This window comes from Tessaracoccus lubricantis, from assembly GCF_039544535.1.
Taxonomy (GTDB): domain Bacteria; phylum Actinomycetota; class Actinomycetes; order Propionibacteriales; family Propionibacteriaceae; genus Arachnia; species Arachnia lubricantis.
The window spans coordinates 118,157-140,989 of record NZ_BAABLV010000036.1 but is presented as its reverse complement, the minus strand read 5'-3'; the positions used below and the strand labels follow the sequence as shown (position 1 = coordinate 140,989).

18 protein-coding genes are annotated in these 22,833 nt (G+C 71.7%); 14 read left to right on the top strand and 4 right to left on the bottom strand.

Annotation, left to right across the window (positions count from 1 at the left end; all coding sequences use genetic code 11):
• Positions 1-14: 14 nt before the first annotated feature.
• From ABEA30_RS11770 to ABEA30_RS11755, 4 genes are read left to right on the top strand one after another with little or no spacing between them, the layout of a single operon-like run.
• The gene (locus ABEA30_RS11770) at positions 15-320 is read left to right on the top strand and encodes a DUF6504 family protein (RefSeq protein WP_345583048.1); all 306 of its coding nucleotides are present in this window, start codon (positions 15-17) and stop codon (positions 318-320) included.
• The gene (locus ABEA30_RS11765; RefSeq protein ID WP_345583046.1) at positions 320-4,057 is read left to right on the top strand and encodes a DNA polymerase III subunit alpha; all 3,738 of its coding nucleotides are present in this window, start codon (positions 320-322) and stop codon (positions 4,055-4,057) included. Before ABEA30_RS11770 ends, ABEA30_RS11765 begins: the two co-directional genes overlap by 1 nt.
• Before the next feature lie 5 nt (positions 4,058-4,062).
• Complete coding sequence (gene dinB, locus ABEA30_RS11760; protein ID WP_345583044.1) at positions 4,063-5,280, top strand: DNA polymerase IV; 1,218 nt, start codon at positions 4,063-4,065, stop codon at positions 5,278-5,280.
• A 48-nt stretch (positions 5,281-5,328) separates the two neighbouring features.
• The gene (locus ABEA30_RS11755; protein ID WP_345583042.1) at positions 5,329-5,928 is read left to right on the top strand and encodes a CueP family metal-binding protein; all 600 of its coding nucleotides are present in this window, start codon (positions 5,329-5,331) and stop codon (positions 5,926-5,928) included.
• 2 nt (positions 5,929-5,930) lie between these two features.
• Here ABEA30_RS11755 and ABEA30_RS11750 read toward each other — a convergent pair whose 3' ends face one another.
• The 4 genes from ABEA30_RS11750 to ABEA30_RS11735 all read right to left on the bottom strand — a co-directional run bounded on the left by ABEA30_RS11750 (position 5,931) and on the right by ABEA30_RS11735 (position 10,669).
• Positions 5,931-6,323: a DUF3040 domain-containing protein gene (locus ABEA30_RS11750; RefSeq protein WP_345583040.1), complete on the bottom strand. Its 393-nt coding sequence runs from the start codon at positions 6,321-6,323 to the stop codon at positions 5,931-5,933.
• Positions 6,324-6,392: 69 nt separating this feature from the next.
• Positions 6,393-8,546 (bottom strand): transglutaminase family protein, encoded by a 2,154-nt coding sequence (locus tag ABEA30_RS11745; RefSeq protein WP_345583038.1) that lies wholly within the window; start codon positions 8,544-8,546, stop codon positions 6,393-6,395.
• Positions 8,543-9,766, bottom strand: a complete 1,224-nt coding sequence (locus ABEA30_RS11740; protein ID WP_345583036.1) for a DUF58 domain-containing protein — start codon at positions 9,764-9,766, stop codon at positions 8,543-8,545. The genes ABEA30_RS11745 and ABEA30_RS11740 overlap by 4 nt, the downstream gene beginning before the upstream one ends.
• A 3-nt stretch (positions 9,767-9,769) precedes the next feature.
• Positions 9,770-10,669 (bottom strand): AAA family ATPase, encoded by a 900-nt coding sequence (locus ABEA30_RS11735; protein ID WP_345583519.1) that lies wholly within the window; start codon positions 10,667-10,669, stop codon positions 9,770-9,772.
• A gap of 320 nt (positions 10,670-10,989) precedes the next feature.
• Between ABEA30_RS11735 and mraZ the strand changes: the two genes are divergently transcribed.
• From mraZ to murG, 10 genes are all read left to right on the top strand, one after another.
• The gene (gene mraZ / locus ABEA30_RS11730) at positions 10,990-11,424 is read left to right on the top strand and encodes a division/cell wall cluster transcriptional repressor MraZ (protein ID WP_345583517.1); all 435 of its coding nucleotides are present in this window, start codon (positions 10,990-10,992) and stop codon (positions 11,422-11,424) included.
• Positions 11,425-11,594: 170 nt separating this feature from the next.
• On the top strand, positions 11,595-12,512 hold the full coding sequence (gene rsmH / locus ABEA30_RS11725; protein WP_386086361.1) for a 16S rRNA (cytosine(1402)-N(4))-methyltransferase RsmH: 918 nt from the start codon (positions 11,595-11,597) through the stop codon (positions 12,510-12,512).
• Positions 12,509-13,039 (top strand): hypothetical protein, encoded by a 531-nt coding sequence (locus tag ABEA30_RS11720; protein ID WP_345583032.1) that lies wholly within the window; start codon positions 12,509-12,511, stop codon positions 13,037-13,039. The genes rsmH and ABEA30_RS11720 overlap by 4 nt, the downstream gene beginning before the upstream one ends.
• A 182-nt stretch (positions 13,040-13,221) precedes the next feature.
• Positions 13,222-14,979 (top strand): peptidoglycan D,D-transpeptidase FtsI family protein, encoded by a 1,758-nt coding sequence (locus tag ABEA30_RS11715; RefSeq protein ID WP_386086402.1) that lies wholly within the window; start codon positions 13,222-13,224, stop codon positions 14,977-14,979.
• A 1-nt stretch (position 14,980) separates the two neighbouring features.
• A complete protein-coding gene (locus ABEA30_RS11710; RefSeq protein WP_345583028.1) occupies positions 14,981-16,537 on the top strand; it encodes a UDP-N-acetylmuramoyl-L-alanyl-D-glutamate--2,6-diaminopimelate ligase in 1,557 nt (518 codons plus the stop codon).
• Positions 16,515-17,954: a UDP-N-acetylmuramoyl-tripeptide--D-alanyl-D-alanine ligase gene (locus tag ABEA30_RS11705; protein WP_345583026.1), complete on the top strand. Its 1,440-nt coding sequence runs from the start codon at positions 16,515-16,517 to the stop codon at positions 17,952-17,954. The genes ABEA30_RS11710 and ABEA30_RS11705 overlap by 23 nt, the downstream gene beginning before the upstream one ends.
• Positions 17,951-19,030: a phospho-N-acetylmuramoyl-pentapeptide-transferase gene (mraY, locus tag ABEA30_RS11700; RefSeq protein ID WP_345583024.1), complete on the top strand. Its 1,080-nt coding sequence runs from the start codon at positions 17,951-17,953 to the stop codon at positions 19,028-19,030. The genes ABEA30_RS11705 and mraY overlap by 4 nt, the downstream gene beginning before the upstream one ends.
• Entirely contained in the window at positions 19,012-20,478 is a 1,467-nt protein-coding gene (gene murD / locus ABEA30_RS11695; protein WP_345583022.1) for a UDP-N-acetylmuramoyl-L-alanine--D-glutamate ligase, read from the top strand. The genes mraY and murD overlap by 19 nt, the downstream gene beginning before the upstream one ends.
• Positions 20,479-20,504: 26 nt before the next feature.
• The gene (ftsW, locus tag ABEA30_RS11690; protein WP_345583020.1) at positions 20,505-21,749 is read left to right on the top strand and encodes a putative lipid II flippase FtsW; all 1,245 of its coding nucleotides are present in this window, start codon (positions 20,505-20,507) and stop codon (positions 21,747-21,749) included.
• Positions 21,746-22,828 carry an undecaprenyldiphospho-muramoylpentapeptide beta-N-acetylglucosaminyltransferase gene (gene murG / locus ABEA30_RS11685; RefSeq protein WP_345583018.1) on the top strand — a complete coding sequence of 361 codons (1,083 nt, stop codon included), beginning with the start codon at positions 21,746-21,748 and terminating at the stop codon, positions 22,826-22,828. The genes ftsW and murG overlap by 4 nt, the downstream gene beginning before the upstream one ends.
• Positions 22,829-22,833: the final 5 nt, after the last annotated feature.

The following is a 22,833-nucleotide window of genomic DNA, read 5'->3' as shown; positions in this document are numbered from 1 at the left end:
CCGGGAGGTACCCCATGCGCAGATACGACGACCCCATCTTCGTCCTGTTCGCCGATGAGCCGAGGCAGTTCATCTGGCGCGACAGGCTGCTGCTCGTCAAGGAGGTGCAGGCCAGGTGGAGCCGCGCCACGCCGTGGTGGGCGGGGCAGCAGGCACGCGCCGCCCGGGGCGAGAGCGTCGAGCAGCCCGCCGGGTCGGACCTCCTGGGCGAACTCGAGGTCTGGCGCGTCGAGGCGGGCAACGGCCGGCACCGTGGCGTCTACGAACTGGCGCGCACCATGGGCGCGGAGGACTGGCGGCTCCAGGCGGTGCTCGACTGATGTTCACCCACCTGAGAGTGGCCTCCGGCTACTCCTTCCAGTACGGCGCCTCGCACCCCAGCGCGCTGGTGGCGCGGGCCGTGGAGCACGGCATGGACGCGCTCGCCATCACTGACCGCGGCGGGCTCTACGGCGCCGTCCGGTTCGCCAAGGCGTGCCTGGCGGCAGGGATCTCGCCCATCGTGGGCGTGGACCTGGCGGTGCGCCCCGACGGGTGGCTGGCCCGCCGTCGCCCCACGGCGGCACGTGGCGGCCAGTTGCGCGACGAGCGGCTCCCGCGCGCCGTCGTGCTCGCCACCTCCCGCTCGGGGTGGGGCGCGTTGTGCCAGCTCATCACCGCGGCCCAGCAGGCGGGGGAGCGCTCAGATCCGGTGGTGACCCGCGAGGTCATCGCGCAGCACTGCGCGGGCCGGGACGTGGTGGTGTTGCTGGGCGCGGATTCGCAGCCGGGTGAACTGCTCGTGGCCGGGCGCCCACAGGAGGCGACCCAGGAGGTGCGCAGGTGGCGCACCGAACTGGGCGACGGGCTGTTCCTCGCGGCCACCAACCACCAGACCGGGGGCCGCGGGGTCGCCTCCGCGCACCAGGCCGCCGGGCTCATCCGGCTGGCAGACGCCCTCGGGGTGCCCGTGGTGCTCACCAACATGGTGCGGATGGCCCGCCGCGAGCAGGCCGTCACCGTCGACGTGCTCGACGCCGCCCGGCGCCTCGTGCCACTGGACGTGCGCAACATCGACCGCCGCAACGCGGAGGGCCACCTCAAGGGCACCGACGAGATGGTGCTGGTCGCCGGTGAGGCCTCGCTGCTGGCGGGCCGGCCTGATGCGGCGTCCCTCCTGGCCGCCACCCGCGGCCTGGCGGAGCGGTGCATGCTCGACCCCATCGGTGACATCGGGCTGGGCGAGATCCGGCTGCCGGAGTTCGAGACCCTCGGCACCACCGCGCAGGAGGCGGCCGGCGTGCTGCGCGCCCGCTGCGAGACGGGCCTGGCAGAGCGGTACGGCACCCCGGACGGGCAGACGCTGGAGCGCCTCGACGACGAGCTGGCCGTCATCGGCAAGCTGGGCTTCGAGTCCTACTTCCTCACCGTGGCGGACGTGGTGGGACTCATCCGGGGCATGGGCATCCGCTGCGCCGCCCGCGGGTCGGGCGCCGGAAGCCTCGTCAACTACGCGCTGGGGGTCTCCGGCGTGGACCCGATGAGGTACGGGCTCATCATGGAGCGGTTCCTGTCGCCGCTGCGCATGGCGCTGCCCGACATCGACCTCGACGTCGAGTCGGCGCGCCGCACGGAGGTCTACGACGAGATCCTGGCCACCTTCGGCGCGCAGCGGGTGGCGTGCGTCGCGATGATCGAGACCTATCGCGTGCGCCACGCCGTGCGCGACGTCGGCGCGGCGCTCAGCCTCCCACCGGTGGAGATCGACGCCATGGCCAAGGCGTTCCCGCACATCCGGGCCAGGGACGCCCGCGCCGCGCTGCGCGACCTCCCCGAGTTGCGCGCCGCGGGGCTGGGGGAGGAGCGCCTCGACGTGCTGTTCTCCCTGGTCGAGTCACTCGACGGCCTGCCACGGCACATCGCGCTGCACCCGTGCGGCGTGATCCTCAGCGACTCCTCGCTGGGCCAGCGCACCCCGCTGGAATACAGCTTCGGCGGCTACCCCATGAGCCAGTTCGACAAGGACGACGTGGAGGACCTCGGGCTGCTCAAGCTCGACGTGCTGGGCATCCGCATGCAGTCGGCCATGGCGCATGCGCTCACGGAGATCGAACGCACCGCCGGCCCCGCGCCCGACATCGACGCGCTCGCGCCGTTCGACGACCCGGAGGTCTACGACATGATCGCCCACCGCGCCACGCTGGGCTGCTTCCAGATCGAGTCACCCGGGCAGCGCGAACTGGTGGGCAAGTTCGGGCCGGAGACGTTCCACGACATCATCGTCGACATCTCGCTGTTCCGGCCGGGGCCCGTGAAGTCGGACATGGTCACCCCGTTCCTCGAGGCCCGGCAGGGCTGGACGGAGCCGGAGTACCTCCATCCCAGCCTCATCCCGGCGCTGGAGCAGACGTGCGGCGTGGTGGTCTTCCACGAGCAGATCATCCAGATCATCTCCATCGTCACCGGCTGCTCGTTGGCGCAGGGCGACGAGGTGCGCCGTGCGCTGGGGGACCGCGAGGGCCAGGCGAAGGTCAAGGAGTGGTTCGTCCCGAAGGCCCTGGGCAACGGCTACCCGGCGGCGCTGTGCGAGGAGATCTGGGCCATCCTCGAGTCGTTCGCCTCGTTCGGGTTCTGCAAGGCGCATGCGGCAGCGTTCGCGCTGCCCACCTACCAGTCGGCGTGGCTGAAGCGGCACTACCCCGCGCACTTCCTGGCCGGCATCCTCACGCACGACCCCGGGATGTACCCCAAGCGGCTGCTGCTGGAGGAGGCCCGCCGCATGGACATCGCCGTGCTGGGCCTCGACGTCAACCGCAGCGTGCAGGAATACCGCGCCGAACCGCTGGCCGAGGACGACGGCGAGGAGGCCCTCCGGCTGCCGGAGAACCTGGCCATGGGGAGGCCTTCCACGCGTCCACCCGCCCCCCACGAACGGCCCGCGCCCGGGGGAGATGGCCTGCCGCGGGCCGAGGGCTGGGGCATCCGGTTGTCGCTGGCAGACGTCAAGGGCATCTCCGAGGAGGAGATGCGCCAGGTGGTGGCGGCCCGGCCGTACGCCTCGCTGACGGACTTCTGGTCGCGTGCCAACGTCTCAGAGCCCGTCGTCGAGCGGCTCATCCTGGCCGGTGCGTTCGACGGCCTGTACGGCATCGGGCGCCGCGCGCCCGTGCAGCGGCGCACCCAGGTGACGCGCCGCGACCTGCTGTTGGCGTTGGCGGACCTGCACCGCGAACGCAGGGCGGACAGCAGGGTGGGGGCGCTGCAGGGCGCGTTCAGCTTCGGCGACGAGGAGGCCGAACCCACCGCCGACGTGGTCCCCACCGGCCTGGCGGAGATGGACGACGAGCAGCGGCTCAAGGCCGAACTCGAGATCCTCGGGCTGGATGCCAGCCATCACATCATGGAGCGTTACCTGCCGTTGCTGCGCGCCATCGGCGCGGCCAGCTCCCGCACCCTGCTGCAGCAGCGCAACCGCGACGAGGTGCTCGTCGCCGGCGTGAAGGTGGCCACGCAGACCCCTCCGGTGCGTTCCGGGCGACGCGTGATCTTCCTCACGCTCGACGACTCCACGGGCCCGGTGGACACCACCTTCTTCGAGGACGTCCAGGGGCCGTACGCGGCCACCGTGTTCTCGTCGTGGATCCTGCTGGTGCGCGGCCTCATCCGCCGCACCGGCGCGCGCGGCATCTCCATCCGCGCCACCGGTGCCTGGGACCTCGGCACCCTGGACGAGGCCTGGCGCGCCGCGCTCGACCAGGGGGCGACGGAGGCGGAGGCCATCGCCGCAGTGACCGCCATCCTCGACGAGGTGCCCGAGGGCTATTCGCTGGTGGGCGAGTGGAAGCCGGCCGAGGCCGCCCAGACGCCGACGGAGGTCCCGCTCCCGGCAGACGGTGAGGCACCCCCACCGGATCCGCAGAACCACACCCGTGCCGGCGGAATGGGCAGGCGGCGCGTGCTGGTGCACGCCAGCGGGTTCAAGCAGTCGCCCTATTCAGACATCAAACCCGCTGGCACCGGTGCCGCGGAGGCCCCGCGCAAACTGTGGCACTCCAGCCCCGGAAGCTCAGGAAGGTGAACCGGATGCGTACCCTCGCCCCCGCCGCCACGGGCGGCCCCCGTCAGGTCGTCGTGCACGTGGACATGGACGCGTTCTACGCCTCCGTGGAGATGGCCCGCCACCCCGAGCTGCGCGACGTGCCGATGTTCGTGGGCGGCTCCACCCGCGGCGTGGTGCTGTCGGCCAACTACCCGGCGCGCCGGTACGGGATCACCGCAGGCATGCCGTCCAGCCGGGCCCGGCGGTTGTGTCCGCAGGTCGCCGTCGTGCACCCGGACCACGACCACTACGGCGCGGTCTCCGCCGGCATCGGTGAGATCTTCGACACGCTCACCGACAAGGTGGAGATGGCCTCGATCGACGAGGCCTTCATCGACCTCACCACCGCGATGCGCCGCCTCGGCGACGACCCCGTCACCGTGGGCGAGCAACTGCGCGCCCAGGTGATGGACGAGCAGGGCGTGGCCTGTTCCGTCGGCATCGGCCCCAACAAGTTCATCGCCAAGCTCGCGTCGAAGCAGGCCAAGCCGGACGGGTTGCGGCTGGTCCGGGCGGAGGACGTGATCGCGTTCCTGCACCCGCTGCCCGTGGACGCCATCTGGGGCGTGGGGGAGGTGACTGCCGGGAAGCTGCGCAAGCTGGGGCTGGAGACGGTGCGCGACCTGGCCACCACCCCACGGGGCACGCTGCAGCGTGCGATGGGAGACAACCTGGGCGCCATGCTGTTCGACCTCGCCTGGGGCCGCGACGAGCGCTCCGTGTTGGCCCGCCAGCCGGCGGAGCACAGCGTCGGCTCGCAGGAGACGTTCGGCAGGGACACCGACGACGCCGCCATCGTCGCCACGGAGATCCTGCGGATGGCGGAGCGCACCGCCTCCCGCATGCGGGCGCAGGAGATGGTGGGCCGCACCGTGACGCTGTCGGTCCGGTTCGCGGACTTCACCACCATCACCCGCACCGGCACGCTCAAGGCGTTCACGGACCGCACCAACGACATCTACGCCGAGGCCATGCGGCTGTTCGGGAAGCTCCACCTCCAACGGGCCCGCATCCGCCGCGTGGGGGTGCGGATGGAGAAGCTGGTGCCGAAGGCGGCCACCTACGAGCAGCCCGCGCTCGATGAGCCCACCCACGGGTGGAGCGAGGCGGAGCAGGCGGTGGACAGGGCGGTGTTGCGTTTCGGCCCGAAGGCGGTGCAGCGCGCCAGGCTCACCCGGCGGCCCGTCCTGCACGCGTCGTGAGGAGCACCCCGGCGCTGGCCCTACCGGGGAGGGGTATACGGTGATGGCATGACGAAGACACTGTTGTCCCTGGCCGCAGCGGCCTTGCTCCCCATCGTGACGGCCTGTTCGGCCGCCACCACGGAGCCCTCCCGGACGGAGGCCGCCCCCACGGGGTCCGCAGTTCCCTCAGACGCTTCGGCCTTCCTCGCCGAGCATGACCTCGACGGGATGTCGGTGAGCGACATCGTCGCATCGCTCGACGCCACGAACGCCGACCGCGAGGCCGGGCCCTACGGCTCCATCCGCCCCACCGAACTCATCCTCACCGACGACGCGGGCGCGGAGGTGTCCCTCCCCGTCGACGACGGCTTCTACCTGTCGATCGCGCCGTACGTGTCGCAGACCCACGAGTGCTACAACCACAACCTCGCCTCGTGCCAGGGCGAACTGGCGGGCGAGGAGATCGAGGTGTCGATCGTCACGGCGGACGGTGAGCAGCTCGTCGACGAGACCGTGACCACCCATGACAACGGGTTCGCCGGGTTCTGGCTGCCTGCGGACATCCGGGCGACCGTGACCGTCACCCGCGACGGCAGGACGGCCGAGCAGGAGATCTCCACCGGCGCGGAAGACCCCACCTGCATCACGACGATGCAGCTGGCCTGACGTCAGAGGTCGCCGTTCTGGCGGCGACGCCAGCGCTCCTCGAGCTTGTCCATGAAGTCCTGGCTGGAACCTGCACCGGGGGAGGTGCGGGGCCCTGAGCCGGGGCGGCTGGGCTGCGCGTTGTCGTCTGCCACCCGGCGCCACGAGCTGATGCCCACCAGCGCGCCTCCGAGCATGAGCAGGAAGCCCGCGATGCTCACGGCCGGGTGCACCTGCACGCCCACGATGAGCACGACCACCCCGACGATGAACACGAGCCCGGCGATGGCCGCCCGCCGGCGGTGCACCTTGATCTGCGTCGTGCCGCTCAGGGCGTCGGCGAACTTGGGGTCCTCGGCCTTCAGGGACGCCTCAAGCTGCTCGAGCAGCCTCTGCTCTTGTTCAGACAGCGCCATGGCCTTCTCCCTTGCTACCGGTGGCGACCATTCTATGCCGGGTGGACCCCAAGCCCAAGAGCTGGCTGACTACCGCTCCGGGCGCCACAGCGACGCCGGCCACAGCATCGCCCGCAGGCGCCGGCCACGGGTGGCCTGGGCGGCCAGCGCGGTCCGCAGTGCGCGCACCTCGGCGGGCAGGTCGGTGACGGGCGCGCCGTCGCGTGCGAAGCGGCTGCGTTCCACCGTCGCCGCGATGACTCCGAGCGCCTGCGCGCCGCGGGGCGACAACCCCTCGGCCGCTGCCCGGCCGACCGGCCCGGGTGACCCGTCGGGCCAGGGCAGGCCGTAGTCGGCGAACAGCGCCTGCACCTCGCGCCACGCCCCATCGGCGACCTGGGCGGGCTCGCCGTCGCCCCGCAGCCGCGAGATCCGCAGTCCCAGCCGCACCAGCGCCGGCAGGGCCAGCACCAGCAGCACCAGGAGCGCCACGAGCACGCTGGCGACGGCGCCGCCGGGGGCCTCCTCCTGGGGCGTGGGCGTGGTCGGGGTGGGTTCCGCCGTGGGCGGCACCGTCGTGGGCTGCGGGCTGGACACCGACGTCGGCGTGGGCGACGGCGACGGGGCCGCCGACGGCTGCATCGCCGACGGCTCCACGTACTCCGGGTCGCCCTGGTAGGCGGGCGTCGGCTCGAACGGGACCCAGCCGAGGCCGTCGAGGTACAGCTCGGGCCAGGAGTGCGCGTCGTGCGACGTCACCTGGTAGCTGCCGTCGTCCTGCGCCTCTCCGGGCACGAAGCCGATCGCCATCCGCGCGTCGATGCCCTCGAGGCGCGCCATGGTGATCATGGCGGCGGCGAAGTGGATGCAGTAGCCGGAGCGTGACTCCAGCAGGAAGCTCGAGATCGTGTCGGTCCCTGCGGTGTTGGGTGCCTCGAGCGTGTAGCCGAAGGCGTCGGAGCGCAGGAAGCGCTGGATCGCCAGCGCCTTCTCCCCGGCCGTGGTCGCGCCGGCCACCACGTCGGTGGTGAGCGCGGCGACGGCGGGGCTCAGCCCGTCGGGGACCTGCCGGTTGACCGGGTCCGGGCCCGCACCGGCGCCTGCCAGCGAGATCTGGTCGAGGGTGGGTGACGGCAGCGTCGACTCGACGCGATAGGCCAGGTTGACGGTCTGGGACGTGCGGTTGGGGCCGGAGGCGACGATGGCCAGCGTCTCGGGGTCGTGGCTCCACGAGCCGGCGGCGTCGTAGGAGTCCGCCGCGAACGGGGCGGGCAGGTACTCCGACGGCACCGCATCCATCTGCACCTCGACCGAGACGCTCTCGCCGGGGAAGTCGTAGTCGCCGTCCAGCCCGCCGCGACTGAGCTTCATCGGCACCAACCCGGCGCCCGAGGCGCTGAGGTTCGGCAGCGCGACGGTGCGCAGGTAGACCGGCTGCCCGTTGCTGGTGCGGTAGGTGAGCACCGGGCTGTCCGTGGGGCGGCGCAGGTCCTGGTCGAGGCGGACGGTGGGGTCGCTCAACTGGATGGGGCCGTCCTGCCCGCCCTCGGTCCACGGCCGCTTGTCGCCCAGCGGCACCGCGGCGGCGACCAGCAGCGCGGCCACGAGGGCCGCCACGGCGAAGCCGATGCCCACGGACACCCGGGCCGCGTGGTGCGCCCCCGCCCGCGAGGCCTTGCCCGCGGCGTCGGTGACGCCGGTGGTGCTGAGGAGGACGGCGACGTAGGCGAGGAGCACCGGCGCCAGCAGCAGCCAGTCGAGGTCCTGGACGATGACGAGCGCGGCGATGCCGTAGGACAGCGCCAGCGGTGCAATGGTCCAGGCCGGCTGCTCCAGGCCGTTGACGAGCAGCTCGACGATGATCACCAGCAGCGCCGTGAGTACCAGGCACAGCCACAACAGGCCCGGCTCCGGCGGCAGCGGGGGCACGCCGTCGCGGATGGCCGCGGCGCCGTCGGCGGTGAGTTCCCTCAGCGACTCCACCGCCTGCCCGCGCGGCGCAAGGCGCAGGCCGCGCCACGTGAGCACGCCGAGGATGACGGCCAGCTGCACGAAGAGGATCAGCGCCCGGGGTGCGCGCAGCAGCCCGAGCGCCAGCCCCACGGCGGCTGAGGCGCCCAGGATGAACCAGGCCTGCGTGAGGACCTCGCCGAAGCCGCCCAGGAGCGGCGACAGGGGCAGCAGGGACAGCCACACGGCGGCGGCGACGACCACGCTGGAGAACGGGTGGTGGGTGAACCTCATCGCGTCACCCGCTCCCAGACCTGGGGCACCGGTTCCAGTGGGCGGAAGGTCTCCACGCGCCACCCGCGGCCGCGGAGGAAGCGGATGGACTCGCGATGCTCGTCGTCGTCGGCGTGCCACGCCGCCGCGTCGGGGACCAGCGCGATGAGGCTGCGGGCACGCCCACCGGCCGCGGCCAGCGCAGCGGCGTCGGCGGTGGACAGCAGGCCGGTCACCGCCACCAGGGAGGCGACGGAGGTGAGCAGCTCCGGGTCGTCGACCGCGGATCCCAGCCAGGTCTCCTCCGAGGTGGCCAGGTCCGTCATCGCCTCGATCATCAGTTGGCGCGAGGCCTCGCCGACGCTGTGCCCGGTCTCGAAGACCCGCCCCGACGGCGACAGGATGGCCAGCTTGTGGCGTCCCTCGCTGAGCAGGGCCGCGACCGAGGTGACGGCGGAGACGGCCCATTCGAGCGAGCCGTCGGCGCCGTGCCCGCGGTGGGCGTCGCGGCGCGTGTCGACGATGAGCGTGCTGGACGGGTCCCAGGGGTGTTCCTCGAGCCGCACCATGAGGTCGTCGCGCTTGGCCGTCATCTTCCAGTGCACCCGCCGGATGTCGTCGCCGTGCCGGTGCTCGCGCACGAGCACGTCGTCGGCCCCGGCGGAGCCGATGCGTTGCGGGGTGGCGTCGCCGGCGCTGCCGAGGCCGGCGCCGCCGGCGAGGTCCTCCAGCCGCCAGATGCGGGGGGTCACGCGCAGCACCGAATTGCGCCCGCGTGCCACGAAGCCCCTCAGGGCGAGTCCCAGCGGGTCACCGGCCTGCGCCCACAGCGGCCCGACGGTGAAGCGGCCGCGGCGCAGCGCCTGGACGGTGTAGCCCACGGCCTGCGTCCACTCGCCGAAGCCACGGGCGATGGTGAACGAGGCGCCGCCGCCGAGCGACTCGTCGGCGGAGTCGTGGAACCGCAGGGCGGAGGCCTGCGCCGGTGACTGGTTCGCCACGTGGAGCACCACCCTCGTCGAGGTGCCCACGGGGATGGTGGGCGGCGTCAGCGAGCGCTCATGGTCGACCAACGGCCGCGCCAGGAACAGGTAGCCGAGCGCCAGGAGGGGGAGCGCGACGAGGGCGAGGCCGAGCCAGAGCAGGTCGACCTCGCCGATGTAGGCAGCGGCCACCGTGGCGAGCGCGCCGCACAACAGCAGCGCGATCCCCCGCCCGGTGAGCCGGGTGCCTCGGCGCACGCGTCAGCTCCGGGCCGGCGTGGGCACCGACGAGACGACGGAGGTGATGATGTCACCCGGGTCGCGGCGGGCCACCTGGGCCTCGACGGTGGGCAGCACGCGGTGCGACAGCACCTCCACCGCGAGGGCGCGCACGTCCTCGGGGATGATGTAGTCGCGGCCGCCGAGCGCGGCCTCCACGCGCGCGGCGCGCATCAGGTGGAGGGAGGCGCGGGGGCTCGCGCCCAACCGCAGATCGGGGTGCTGGCGCGTCGCGTCGACGATGCTGACGATGTAGTCGTTGATCACCGGGGCCACGTAGACCGCCCGGATCGCGCGGATGGCGGCCGCGACGGAGGCCGCGTCGGTCACGGCGCTGACCGTGGCCAGTTGGTCGCCGCCCGCGTGGTGCGCGAGCATCGCGACCTCGGCGGTGCGGGCGGGATAGCCCATGGTGATGCGGGCCATGAACCGGTCGCGCTGGGCCTCGGGGAGGGGATAGGTGCCCTCCATCTCGATGGGGTTCTGCGTCGCGATGACCATGAAGGGCTGGCGCAGCTGGTACGTCTTGCCGTCCGCCGACACCTGGCTCTCCGCCATCGCCTCCAGCAGGGCCGACTGGGTCTTGGGGGAGGCGCGGTTGATCTCGTCGCCCAGCACGATGTGCGCGAAGATCCCGCCCGGCTTGAACTCGAACTCCCTGGTCGACTGGTTGAACACCGACACGCCGGTCACGTCGCTGGGCAGCAGGTCGGGCGTGAACTGGATGCGCTTGACGTCGCCCGAGATGGCGCGGCCGAGCGACTTGGCGAGGACGGTCTTGCCCACGCCGGGCACGTCCTCGATGAGCAGGTGTCCCTCGGCCAGCAACACGATCACCGCCATGCGGATCTGGTGCGGCTTACCCTCGATGACCCGTGCCATCTCGCCAGCAATGCTGCTGGCCAGCTGGGACACCTCGTGCAGTGACGGTACGGCGGGCTGGTTCACCGGGGGCTCCTCGTGGTCGGTCGGCGAGCGAGACCAAGACTAACCGCCCCTCGCCCCGAGCGGGCGTCCGCATCCGCACCGACAGGCGTGATGAGGGTGGGCGCCGTGTCGTCCGGATGGCCAGACCGACGATAAAGGGGCGTGCGAGCACAACGCACCGACAAAAAGTGGTGGGTAAGTGGGGGAAAGTGGGTTAAGGTGGTGCGCAGTGGAGCAAAGTGGATGGCACGTGGGGGAAGGAGGCCTGTCGCATGTTGTTCATGGGGACGTACACCCCGAAGCTGGACGAGAAGGGCCGCCTGATCCTGCCTGCCAAGTTCCGCGAGGCGCTCGAGGACGGCCTGGTCGTCACCCGGACGCAGGAGCGGGCGTTGGCCGTCTTCCCCAGGCCGACGTTCGAAGCCAAGATGGCGGCCGCACTCGCCGCTCCCAGCACCGTCAAGCGGGTCCGCGACTATCTGCGCATGATGATGGCCGCCGCCAGCGACGAGGTGCCGGACCGGCAAGGGCGCATCACCATCCCGCCACCACTGAGGCAGTACGCCAACCTGGACCGCGAGGTCGTGGTGATCGGCTCCGGGGACCATGCCGAGATCTGGGACGTCAACGCCTGGAACGAGTACTGCGCAGCAGGGGAGGAGAACTTCTCCGACCTGGACGAGGAGTTCACCGCCCTGACCGGATTCTGATACCCCCCGCCGGTGGCTCCCGGCCGGTCAGGCCCTGACCTCACTTCCCCGATGTCAGGACCGGCCCGGAAGGGAACCTCTGGTGGGGACACCAGCCACACGACACAGCACAGCAACGAAGAAGGGTCGAACCGCAGATGCAGGGCTTCACGGACGTTCACGATCCGGTCATGCGTGACCGCATCGTCGACCTGCTGCGCCCGGCACTGTCGCATCCGGGCGCGATCTACGTCGACGGCACCCTCGGGCTTGCCGGGCACGCCATCGCCATCCTGCAGGCCTGTCCGGAGGCCCGGCTGATCGGCATCGACCGCGACCTCGACGCGCACGCCGTCGCCCGCGAACGCCTCGGCGACCTGGCCGAGCGCGCCACGCTGGTGCACGCCGTCTACGACGAGCTGCCCGACGTCCTCGACGACCTGGGCCTCACCACCGTCGACGCCATCCTCCTCGACCTCGGCCTCTCCTCGCTGCAGATCGACCGCACGGAGCGCGGCTTCGCCTACCGCGTCGACGCGCCGCTGGACATGCGGATGAACCCGACGGAGGGCCCCACCGCCGCCGACGTCCTCAACACCTACTCGGCCCGCGAGCTGTCGCGGATCCTGTCGCGCTACGGCGAGGAGCGATTCGCCGACCGGATCGCCCGGGCCATCGTCGAGCAGCGCCCCTTCGAGACCTCCGCCCGCCTGGTCGAGACCATCTCGGGCGCCATCCCGGCCGCCGCGCGCCACACCGGCGGCCACCCCGCCAAGCGCACGTTCCAGGCCCTGCGCATCGAGGTCAACCGGGAGCTCGAGGCGCTCGACGGCGTGCTCCCCGCAGCCATCGACGCGCTCGCCGTCGGCGGCCGCATGGCGGTGCTCGCCTACCACTCGCTGGAGGACCGCGCGGTCAAGCGTGCGTTCGCCGCCAAGGCCACGGATCGCGCGCCCCGCGAGATGCCGCTGGTCCCCGACCACCTCAAGGCCGAACTGGCCCTGCTCACCCGCGGGGCCGAGAAACCCACCCCGGAAGAGATCGCCGCCAACCCGAGGGCGGCCTCCGCGCGACTCCGCGTGGCCGAACGAACGAAGGAGGCAGCATGAGCGCCCAGCCCATCACCACCGACGATCTGGTCGCGGCCGCGCCCGCCCGGCCCAAACTGGGGGTCGTCCCGCCGACCCCCGGCGCCACCGTCTCCACGATGGGCTTCGTCGGCATCATCCTGGGACTCATCGCGGTCGGCATGGCCGGCGTCATGATCGTGACCACCAACGTCGGCGCCCAGTCGCGCGAGCTGGCGGGCCTCCGGCGCGAGGCCACCGAACTCAGCTACACGTCGGCCGCGCTCGAGTCGCACATCCAGCGGATGTCCAGCGCCAACGCCCTCGCGCTGCGGGCCAGCGAACTGGGCATGGTGCCCAACCCGTACCCGGCGTTCATCAACCTCGCCGACGGCTCGGTCACCGGCTACCCGAAGGCCGCCACCCAGGACGAGATGCCGTTCCTGCGGGGCATCGCGACCAAGCCGTTGCCCAAGCCCGTCGTCCCCACCACACGGCCCGCCCAGCCCGCCGACACCGGTGCCGACAGCGACCTGGTCGCGGCCGGCGCCACCGGGGGGCAGCCGTGAGCCCCGAGCGCCCGCCCCGGAAGCGACCAGCCACCCGCAGGCCCGCCCCCCAGCAGGCCGCCCGCAGGAAGCCCACGTCGAAGCCGACGGTGCGCACCTCCAAGCCCACCGGTGCCCCCCGCACCTACCGCAAGACCGTGCGGCTGCCAGTGGGCCGCTCGTCGGTGCGCATCCGTGTGTTCATGCTGGTCTTCGCGCTGCTGCTCGGCGGCGCCGGCATCCGCGCCATCCAGCTCCAGGGCCTCGACTCGCAGGCGTTCGCGGCGGAGGCCGCCGCCAAGATGCAGTCGAAGCGCGAACTGCCGGCCACGCGGGGCGAGATCGTCGACCGCAACGGCGTCGTGCTCGCCAGCACGGAGCCTGCCATGCTCGTGTCGATCGACCCCGACATGGTGCGCACCAACGGCGCCGACAAGCGCTACGCGATGAGCAGGCGCAAGCAGGAGGAGGCGGCGGCCGCGCCCGCCGCCGTGGCGGAGATCCTCGCCAAGCACCTCGGCGGCCGCAAGGAGAAGTACCTCGAGATCATCGACACGCCCGACTCGCGCTACGAGGTGGTGGCCCGACGCGTGCCGGCCGCCACGTTCACCGCCATCGAGGCCGACATGCGCGCGGGCATGGACGGCGAGGGCAAGCGCCGTTGGTACGGCGTGTTCGGCGCGCCGGATCCCATCCGCGTCTACCCGAACCGGTCCGTCGCATCCAACGTGGTGGGCTTCGTCAACGCCGAGGGCGACGGCGCCGCCGGGCTGGAGTACGCGCTCGACGCACAGCTCGAGGGCACGCCCGGCGAGCAGGTCTACGACGCCTCGACCTACGGCCGCATCCCGCTGGGCACCAACATCATGACGCCGCCGGTCGACGGCGCCACCTACGAGCTGACGCTCGACTCCGACCTCCAGTGGATGGTGGAGCAGGCCCTGGCCGACGGCATGCGCGAGGCCAAGGCCAAGACCGGCACCGCCGTCGTGATGAACATCCACACCGGTGAGATCCTGGCGCTGGCCAACGGCCCCAGCTTCGACGCCGCCAACCCCGGGGCCGCCGACAGCAAGGACCTGGGCAACCGTGCGGTCACCGAGGTCTACGAACCGGGCTCGGTGCAGAAGGTGCTCACCATGGCGGCCCTCGCCGACCAGGGCCTGGTCACCCCCGACACCAAGCGCGTGGTGCCCGGCAGCATCGCGTCGGGCGGCGGCGTCGTGCGCGACTCCTTCGCGCACGGCGACCTCAACCTCACCGCCCGGGGCATCGTGGCGCAGTCGTCGAACGTCGGCATGATCATGCTGACCCGCGACCTGGAGAAGCAGACGCTGACCGACTACCTGTCTTCGTTCGGCCTCGGCGCCAAGCCCGGCACCGGCCTGCCCGGCGAGTCCACCGGCCAGATCCCGACGAAGGACATGCCCGACTACACGCGCGACCAGGTCTCCTTCGGCCAGGGCCTCAGCGTCAACGCCGTGCAGATGGCTGCGGCCGTCGCGTCGGTCACCAACGGTGGCACGTACCACCAGCCGGTCATCCTCAAGTCGGCGAAGGCCTCCGACGGCACCCCGATCGAGCTGCCGCAACCGACGAGCCGCCGCGTGGTCTCCGAGGAGGCCTCGGCCGCGGTCGTCGAGATGATGGAGTCGGTCATCACGCTCAACGACAACCGCAAGATCCCCGGCTACCGCACGGCGGGCAAGTCCGGCACCGCGCAGCGCTTCGACCCGCAGTGCAAGTGCTACAACGGCTTCACCGCCTCGTTCGTGAACGTGGCGCCCGCCGAGGACCCGCAGCTGCTGGTCTACGTCGTGCTCGACAGGCCCAGCAACGGCAACCTCGGCAGCCGGCTGGCCCTCCCCGTGACCAACAACATCCTCTCGCTGGCGCTGCCCCGGTACAACGTGGCACCCTCGACCACGGAGGCACCCAATCTGCCCACCACCTTCGACTGACATGACATCGATCCGGCCCACGCACACGACGGCGGCCCCGCTCACCGACCTGGTGGCGGGGCTCGACCTCGTCGGCGACACCACCAGTCCGGTGCCCATCAGCGGCGTGAGCCTCAGCTCGCAGGAGATCCAACCGGGCTGGCTGTACCTCGCCCTGCCCGGGCGCCAGCGCCACGGCGCCGAGTTCGCCTGCGCCGCCGTCGACTCCGGCGCTGCCGCGGTCCTGACGGACCCCGAGGGCGCCGGCCTCCTCGACGGACTGGGCGTCCCCGTGCTGGTCGCCGACGACGTGCGCGCCGCCATGGCAACCGTCTCCGCCCGCGTCTTCGGGCACCCGTCGCGGCGACTCACCACCCTCGGCGTCACCGGCACCAACGGCAAGACGACCACCGTCGCGTTGGTGAAGGCCGGCCTGATGGCCGGCGGGCGGCTGGCGGGCACCATCGGAACCATCGGGTTCAGGCTCGGCGGCGAGGAGCTGCGCTCCAGCCGGTCGACGGTGACCACGCCCGAGTCGCCCGACCTGCAGGCGCTGCTCGCCGTGATGGTGGAGCGCGGCGCCGACGCGGTGGCCGTCGAGGTCAGTTCGCACGCCATGGCGCTCAACCGGGTCGACCCCATCGAGTTCGACGTGGCGGCCTTCCTCAACCTCGGCCGCGACCACCTCGACTTCCACCATTCGATCGAGGACTACTTCGAGGCCAAGGCGAAACTGTTCGACGCGGGCAGGGCCAGGTCGAGCGTCGTGTGGGTCGACGACGGCGCCGGCCGCGTGATCGCCGACAGGGTCGCCGCGCACGGCCAGAGTCGCCTCATCACCGCGGGCACGGGTCCCGAGGCCGACTACCGCATGAGCGACTATCGCCCGGTCCACCCGCTGGGCGGGGTCGCCACGGTCACCCGCGGCGGCGAGGACCTCACGCTAGAGCTGAGCCTGCCCGGCGTCTACAACATGGTCGACGCCGTCGTCGCGCTCGCCATGCTCGAGGCCGTCGGCCTGCCCGCCGAGGCCGCGCTGCGCGGCCTGTCGAAGGCGCAGATCCCCGGCCGCATGCAGCGCGTGGACCTGGGCGTCGGCGCGCCGCTGGTGGTCGTCGACTTCGCCCACACCCCCCAGGCGGTGGAGGCGGCGCTGCAGTCGCTGCAGGGCATCGGCACGCTCATCACCGTGCTCGGCTGCGGCGGCGACCGGGACGCGGAGAAGCGTCCCGAGATGGGCGCAGTGGCGGCCCGGCTCAGTGACGTCACGATCATCACCGACGACAACCCCCGTTCCGAGGACCCCGCCGCGATCCGCGCCGAGGTGATGGCCGGGGCCCGCGCCGCCCAGCGGGCGGGGACGCAGCTGATCGAGGTGCCCGGACGGCGCGCCGCGGTGGAGAATGCCTTGCAGATGGCCGGTGGCGATACTGTGGTGGCGATCCTCGGCAAGGGGCACGAGCGGGGCCAGATCCTGGCGGACCGCACCGTCGACTTCGACGACGTCGAGGAGGCGGCCCGCGCCTGGAGCCGTGCCGGTGAGGAAGGAGACCCCGATGCGCGTGCGCACGATGCTTGAGGTGGTGGAGCTGATGCAGCCCGCCGCCGTCGAACTCTTCGGCGACGACGCCGACATCGAGGTGGGTCCTGACGTGGTCATCGACAACCGTGAGGCCACCGAGGGCGCACTGTTCGTCGCCATCCCCGGCGAGCGCGTCGACGGCCACGACTTCGCCGCCGCCGCCGTCGAGGCCGGGGCGCGCGGGGTGCTCGGCATGCGCACCACCGCGGCCGAGGTGCCGCACGTACTGGTGGAGGATTCCATCGCGGGGATGAGCTGGCTGGCCCGCGGCATCGTGCGCGAGGAGCGCGCCCGGGGGATGGTCTCCATCGGCATCACGGGCAGCTCCGGCAAGACCAGCACCAAGGACCTCATGGCCCAGGTCTTCGAGGCGGCCGGCCCGACGGTGGCGCCGGCCGGGTCGCAGAACAACGAGGTGGGCGTGCCGCTGACGGCCTGCCGCGTGGACGCCGACACCCGCTACCTCATCTCCGAGATGGGTGCCCGCGGCAAGGGCCACATCGCGTGGCTCACCTCGCTCGTCGGCCTCGACGTCGGCGTCTGCCTCAACGTCGGCCGCGCGCACGTCGGCGAGTTCGGGGGAGTGGAGGCCACCGCCATCGCCAAGTCCGAGATCGTGGCTGACCTGGCACCGGACGGGTGGGCCGTGCTCAATGCCGACGACCCCAACGTCGCCGGCATGGCCTCGGTCACGAAGGCGCGCATCGCATGGTTCGGCGAGGGCGAGCTGCGCGGCGGCGACCTGCGCGTGAGCGCCCGCAACGTCACCATGAACGTCCTCAGCCAGCCCAGCTTCGACCTGGTGGCCGAGGACGGCGACGGCGAACGCAGCGCCCGCGTCACGCTCGGCGTGATCGGCCGCCACCAGGTACCGAACTCGCTCGCCGCGGCCGCCGCCGCGCTCGCGGTGGGCCTCGACATCGAACTGGTCGCAGGGGCGCTGTCGGCCGCGCAGCAACGCTCGAGCTGGCGGATGGAGCTGACGCCTCGCCCCGACGGGGTCCTCGTGCTCAACGACTCGTACAACGCCAACCCGGATTCGGTCGCGGCCGCGCTCGTGACGGCCGTGGAACTCGCGCACGGGACCCGCCGCGAGCATCCCGGCGCGCGCGTGGTCGCGGTGCTCGGCGACATGCTCGAGCTCGGCCCCCTCGCCGAGGAACTGCACGAGGAGACCGGCCGGCTGGCCGCCGACCTCGGCGTCTCCGAGATCGTGGCCGTCGGCGACCTCGCGGGCCAGACCGTGGCCGGCGCGACCGCAGAGGGCATCACGGCGCGGACGGCGGATCGTGACGAGGTCGTGGCCTCCCTTACGCTGAACCCCGGCGACGTCGTGCTCATCAAGGGCTCGCGCGGCGTCGGACTTGAAACGGTGGCGGCCGAACTGGCCGGCCAGGGCGGAGCGGCGAAGTGATCAACATCCTCACGGCAGGTGCACTGTCGCTCCTGTTCTCACTGATCGGCACGCCCCTGTTGATCAAGTTCCTGACCCGGCGCCAGTACGGCCAGTTCATCCGGGAGGACGGCCCCACGTCCCACCACGTCAAGCGCGGCACCCCCACGATGGGTGGCCTGGTGATCATCGCGGCCGTCGTGCTGGCCTACACCGTCACCCACCTGCTGCGCTGGCAGCCCCCCACCGTCTCGGGCCTGCTGCTCATCGGCCTGGCGGTCGGCATGGGGTTCCTCGGCTTCCTCGACGACTGGTCGAAGATCTCCAAGGAGCGCAGCCTGGGGCTCACCCCGCGGGGCAAGCTCATCGGCCAGGCGCTCATCGGCGGCGGGTTCGCCGTCGCCGCGCTGACGCTGCCCAACAGCCGCGGCATCACGCCCGCGTCTCCCGCCATCTCGTTCCTGCGCGACATCCCCTGGCTGACGCTGCCCGTGGTGCTCGCCGCCGTCTTCATCCTGTTCCTCATCGCCGCCTGGTCCAACGCCGTCAACCTCACCGACGGCCTCGACGGGCTGGCGGCCGGCTCCGCGACGTTGGTGTTCGCCGCCTACACCATCGTCAACATCTGGCAGTTCAACCAGTGGTGCTCGCGCCCCTCGGTGGTCCGGTCCATGGCCGCGCGCTGCTACGAGGTCCGCGACCCCAACGACCTGGCGGTGCTGGCCATCGCCTTCGCGGGCGCCTGCTTCGGCTTCCTGTGGTGGAACGCCAAGCCCGCCAAGATCTTCATGGGCGACACCGGGTCCATGGCCATCGGTGCCACGCTTGCCGGCCTGTCGGTGATGACCCGCACCGAACTGCTGCTGGTCATCCTCGGCCTGCTGTTCGTCATCGAGGTCGGCTCGGTGGCGCTGCAGGTGAGCTACTTCAAGGCCACCAAGGGCAAGCGCATCTTCAAGATGTCGCCCATCCACCACCACTTCGAGCTGAAGGGCTGGGATGAGGTCACCGTCGTCATCCGCTTCTGGATCATCTGCGGGCTGTGCGTGGCCGCCGGCATGGGCGTGTTCTACGCCGAATGGGTGACCGGATCGTGACGCTCGACTGGATCCGCACCGCCAACCGCCTCTCCGACTGGCCCTCGGCGCAGGTCGTCGTCGCAGGCCTGGGCGTCTCCGGGTTCGCCGCCGCGGACGGCCTGATGTCGCTGGGCGCCAGGATCATCGTCCTGGACGAGTCGACAGCGCACGCCGAGAAGGCCGAGCTGCTCGAGAAGCTCGACGTGACGGTGCGTCTCGGCCCGGGGTCGACGGCCGAGCTGCCGCCCGGCACCGACCTGGTGGTCACGTCGCCCGGCTGGCGCCCGTCCGCGCCCCTGCTGCGACAGGCCGCCGCCGCGGACGTCCCCGTGTGGGGCGAGACCGAACTGGCGTGGCGCATGATGCAGCCCGACCGGGTCATCCCGTGGCTGGGCGTGACCGGCACCAACGGCAAGACCACCACCACGCAGATGGTGGAGGCCATGCTGATCGCCGACGGCCGCAAGGCTGCCGCGGTCGGCAACATCGGCCGGCCCATCATCGAGGCCATCCTCGACGACGTCGACTACGACGTGTTCGCCGTCGAACTGAGCAGCTTCCAACTCCACTGGATGAACAACGTCAACCTGCACTCCGCGGTGGTGCTCAACGTGCACCCCGACCACCTCGAGTGGTACGAGGGCGCGCCGGACGCGATGCAGCGCTACACGGCTGAGAAGGCCAAGATCTACGAGGGCGTGACGCACTCGTGCGTCTACAACGTGGACGAGCCGGTCACCGAGCGACTGGTCGAGGAGGCGGAGGTCGTCGAGGGCGCCCGCGCCATCGGCTTCACGCTGGGCACGCCCGCCATCTCGATGCTGGGCGTCGTCGACGACCTGCTGGTCGACCGCGCCTTCGTCGAGCAGCGCCGCGACTCGGCGCTCGAGTTGGCCAAGGTCTCCGACGTGCAGCCTGCCGCGCCCCACAACGTGGCCAACGCGTTGGCCGCCGCCGCCCTCGCCCGCAGCTACGGCGTGCACCACTCGTCGGTGGCCAAGGGCCTGCAGCGCCTCCAGTTGGGTGGGCACCGGATCCAGCGGATCGCGGAGGCCGACGGTGTCGTCTGGGTGGACGACTCCAAGGCCACCAACCCCCACGCCGCGAACTCGGCCATGAACGCCTTCGAGTCCTTCGTGTGGATCGCCGGCGGCCAGGCCAAGGGCACGACGTTCGACCAGCTCATCGAGCGGCACCGCAGCAAGCTGCGCGCCGCCGTCGTGATCGGCGTCGACAGGCACCTCATCGCCAAGACGCTTGCGCGACACGCGCCCGACGTCCCGGTCCGGGTGCTCGACACCACCGACACTGGGGTGATGGACGAGGTCGTCGCCCTCGCGGGGCAGTTCGCCCGGCCGGGTGACACGGTGTTGCTCTCCCCGGGCTGCGCCAGCCTCGACATGTTCGACAGCTACTCGGCACGCGGGGACGCGTTCGCCGCAGCGGTGCAGAAGTACCTCGGATAGACACCCGGCAGGAGGGAACACAGGAAATGGCGTCCGACGCAGCAACTTCCCCCGTCGCGCGGTTCACCATCTGGTCCCAGGTGCGGGTCCTCGCGGCCTCGCCCATGGCCCCGTACTACTTCGTCGCCGCGAGCGTCAGCGTGCTGGTGGGCATCGGCTCCCTCATGGTGCTGAGCTCATCGGCCGCGCTGGCCCAGTCGACGCAGGACGGGCCGTACTACTTCGCCCTGCGGCAACTCGCGTTCCTGGGCGCCGGCCTCGTGTTCATGGTCCTGCTCAGCAGATTCCCCACCTCGCTGCTGCGCAAGCTCGGCTGGCTGTTCTGGGGCATCGGCGTCGTGCTGTTGATCGCCGTCCAGATCCCTGGCCTGGGCGTGCTGGTCAACGGCAACCGCAACTGGCTGCTGATCGGCACCGTCCAATTCCAGCCCTCGGAGTTCGCCAAGCTCGCCCTCGTGGTGTGGTGTGGCACGGTCTTCCACGTCAAGCGGGGCCGGCTGCACGAACCGTTGCAGCTCGCCGTCCCGTTCGTGCCGCTCGGCGGCCTCGTGCTGGCGCTGGTGCTCGCCGGGCACGACCTGGGCACCGGCCTGATCGTCGGCCTCATCCTCGTGGCCGTCATGTGGTTCATCGGCACCCCGCTCAGGGTGCTACTCCCGCTCGGCGCGCTGGTCTCAGGCCTCGCGGTGCTGCTGGTCTACGGCTCCGGCAACCGGATGAGCCGCATCAGCGTGTTCCTCGACCCGCAGTCCAACACCGACCTGTCGTCGCAGCCCATGGCCGCGCTCTACGCGCTGGCCTCCGGCGGCTGGTGGGGCCTCGGGCTGGGCGCCTCGAAGCAGAAGTGGGGTGGCCTGAAGGACGGCGCGCACACCGACTTCATCTTCGCCGTCATTGGCGAGGAGCTCGGGCTGTTCGGGGTGCTGCTGATCATCGCGATGTTCGCGCTGCTCGGCTGGGCCGGCCTCGAGATCGCCATCCGTTCCGACAAGATGTTCAACCGGGTGGTGGCCGCCGGCATCACCGCCTGGTTCCTCGGCCAGGCCACCATCAACATCTTCGTGGTCATGCACCTGCTGCCCGTCCTGGGCGTGCCGCTGCCGTTCGTCTCCTACGGCGGCTCGGCGTTGATCGCCAGCCTCATGGGCGTGGGCGTGCTGTTGTGCCTCGCCAGGGACACGCCCGGTGCCCGGGCCTACCTCGCGTCGCGCAAGGTCCCGGCCAGGCCGCGGATGACCAGCGTCATGGCGGCGGGCAGGGAGGACTCGTGACCAGCGTGGTGCTCGCCGGCGGTGGTACCGCCGGCCACACGTCGCCGCTGATCGCCACCGCGAAGGCCCTGCAGGCTGCCCGGCCCGACGTCGAGATCGTGTGCGTCGGCACGGCCAAGGGGCTCGAGACCCGGGTGATCCCGGAGGCGGGCCTCGACCTCGAACTCATCACGCCCGTGCCGCTGCCACGCACCCTCAACCTCGACCTCGTGAAGCTGCCCTACACGCTCACCCGGTCGGTGCTGGAGTCCCGCCGGGTCATCAAGCGGGCCAGGGCCGACGTCGTCGTGGGCTTCGGCGGGTACGTCTCGATCCCCGTCTACCTCGCCGCCCGGCTCATGCGGGTGCCGGTCGTGGTGCACGAGGCCAACAAGATCGCCGGCATCGCCAACAAGATCGGCGCCAAGGGCTCCCGTTTCGTGGCCACCACGTTCGCCGAGACGCAGTTGCCCGGCGGCCGGCTGATCGGCATGCCGATGAGCCGCACCATCACCCACCCCACGGTGGGGGCGGCCGAGGCCCGCGCGCAGTTCGGGCTCGACCCCGAGCGGCCCACGCTGCTCGTGAGCGGCGGCTCGCAGGGCGCCGTGCGCATCAATGAGGCGGTGGAGGCCGCCCGCGACGACCTGCTCGCCGCGGGGATCCAGGTCCTCCACGTGCTGGGGCCCAAGAACTTCGACGACGCCGTGCACGCCGTCGTCACCGGGGAGTCCGGCGCGCAGTACCGGCCGGTGGCGTTCGTCTCCGACATGGCCGTGGCCTACGCCGCGGCGGACCTGATGGTGGGCAGGGCCGGCGCCGGCACGGTGATGGAGACCGCGGTGAGCGGGCTGCCCGTCGTGTTCGTCCCGTTGCCATGGGGCAACGGCGAGCAGGGACGCAACGCGGCCGAACTGGTCGCTGCGGGCGGGGGAGTGCTCGTGCCGGACGCCGAGATCAGCGCGGCTAGACTGAGCAGCGTCGTGACCGAGATCCTCGGAGATCCACAGCGCCTCGCGCAGATGTCGGCCACGTGCCGCGACATGTATCCGGCCGACGCGGCCGAGGTCCTCGCCGCCGCCATCATCGACGCAGTCTGAGAAAG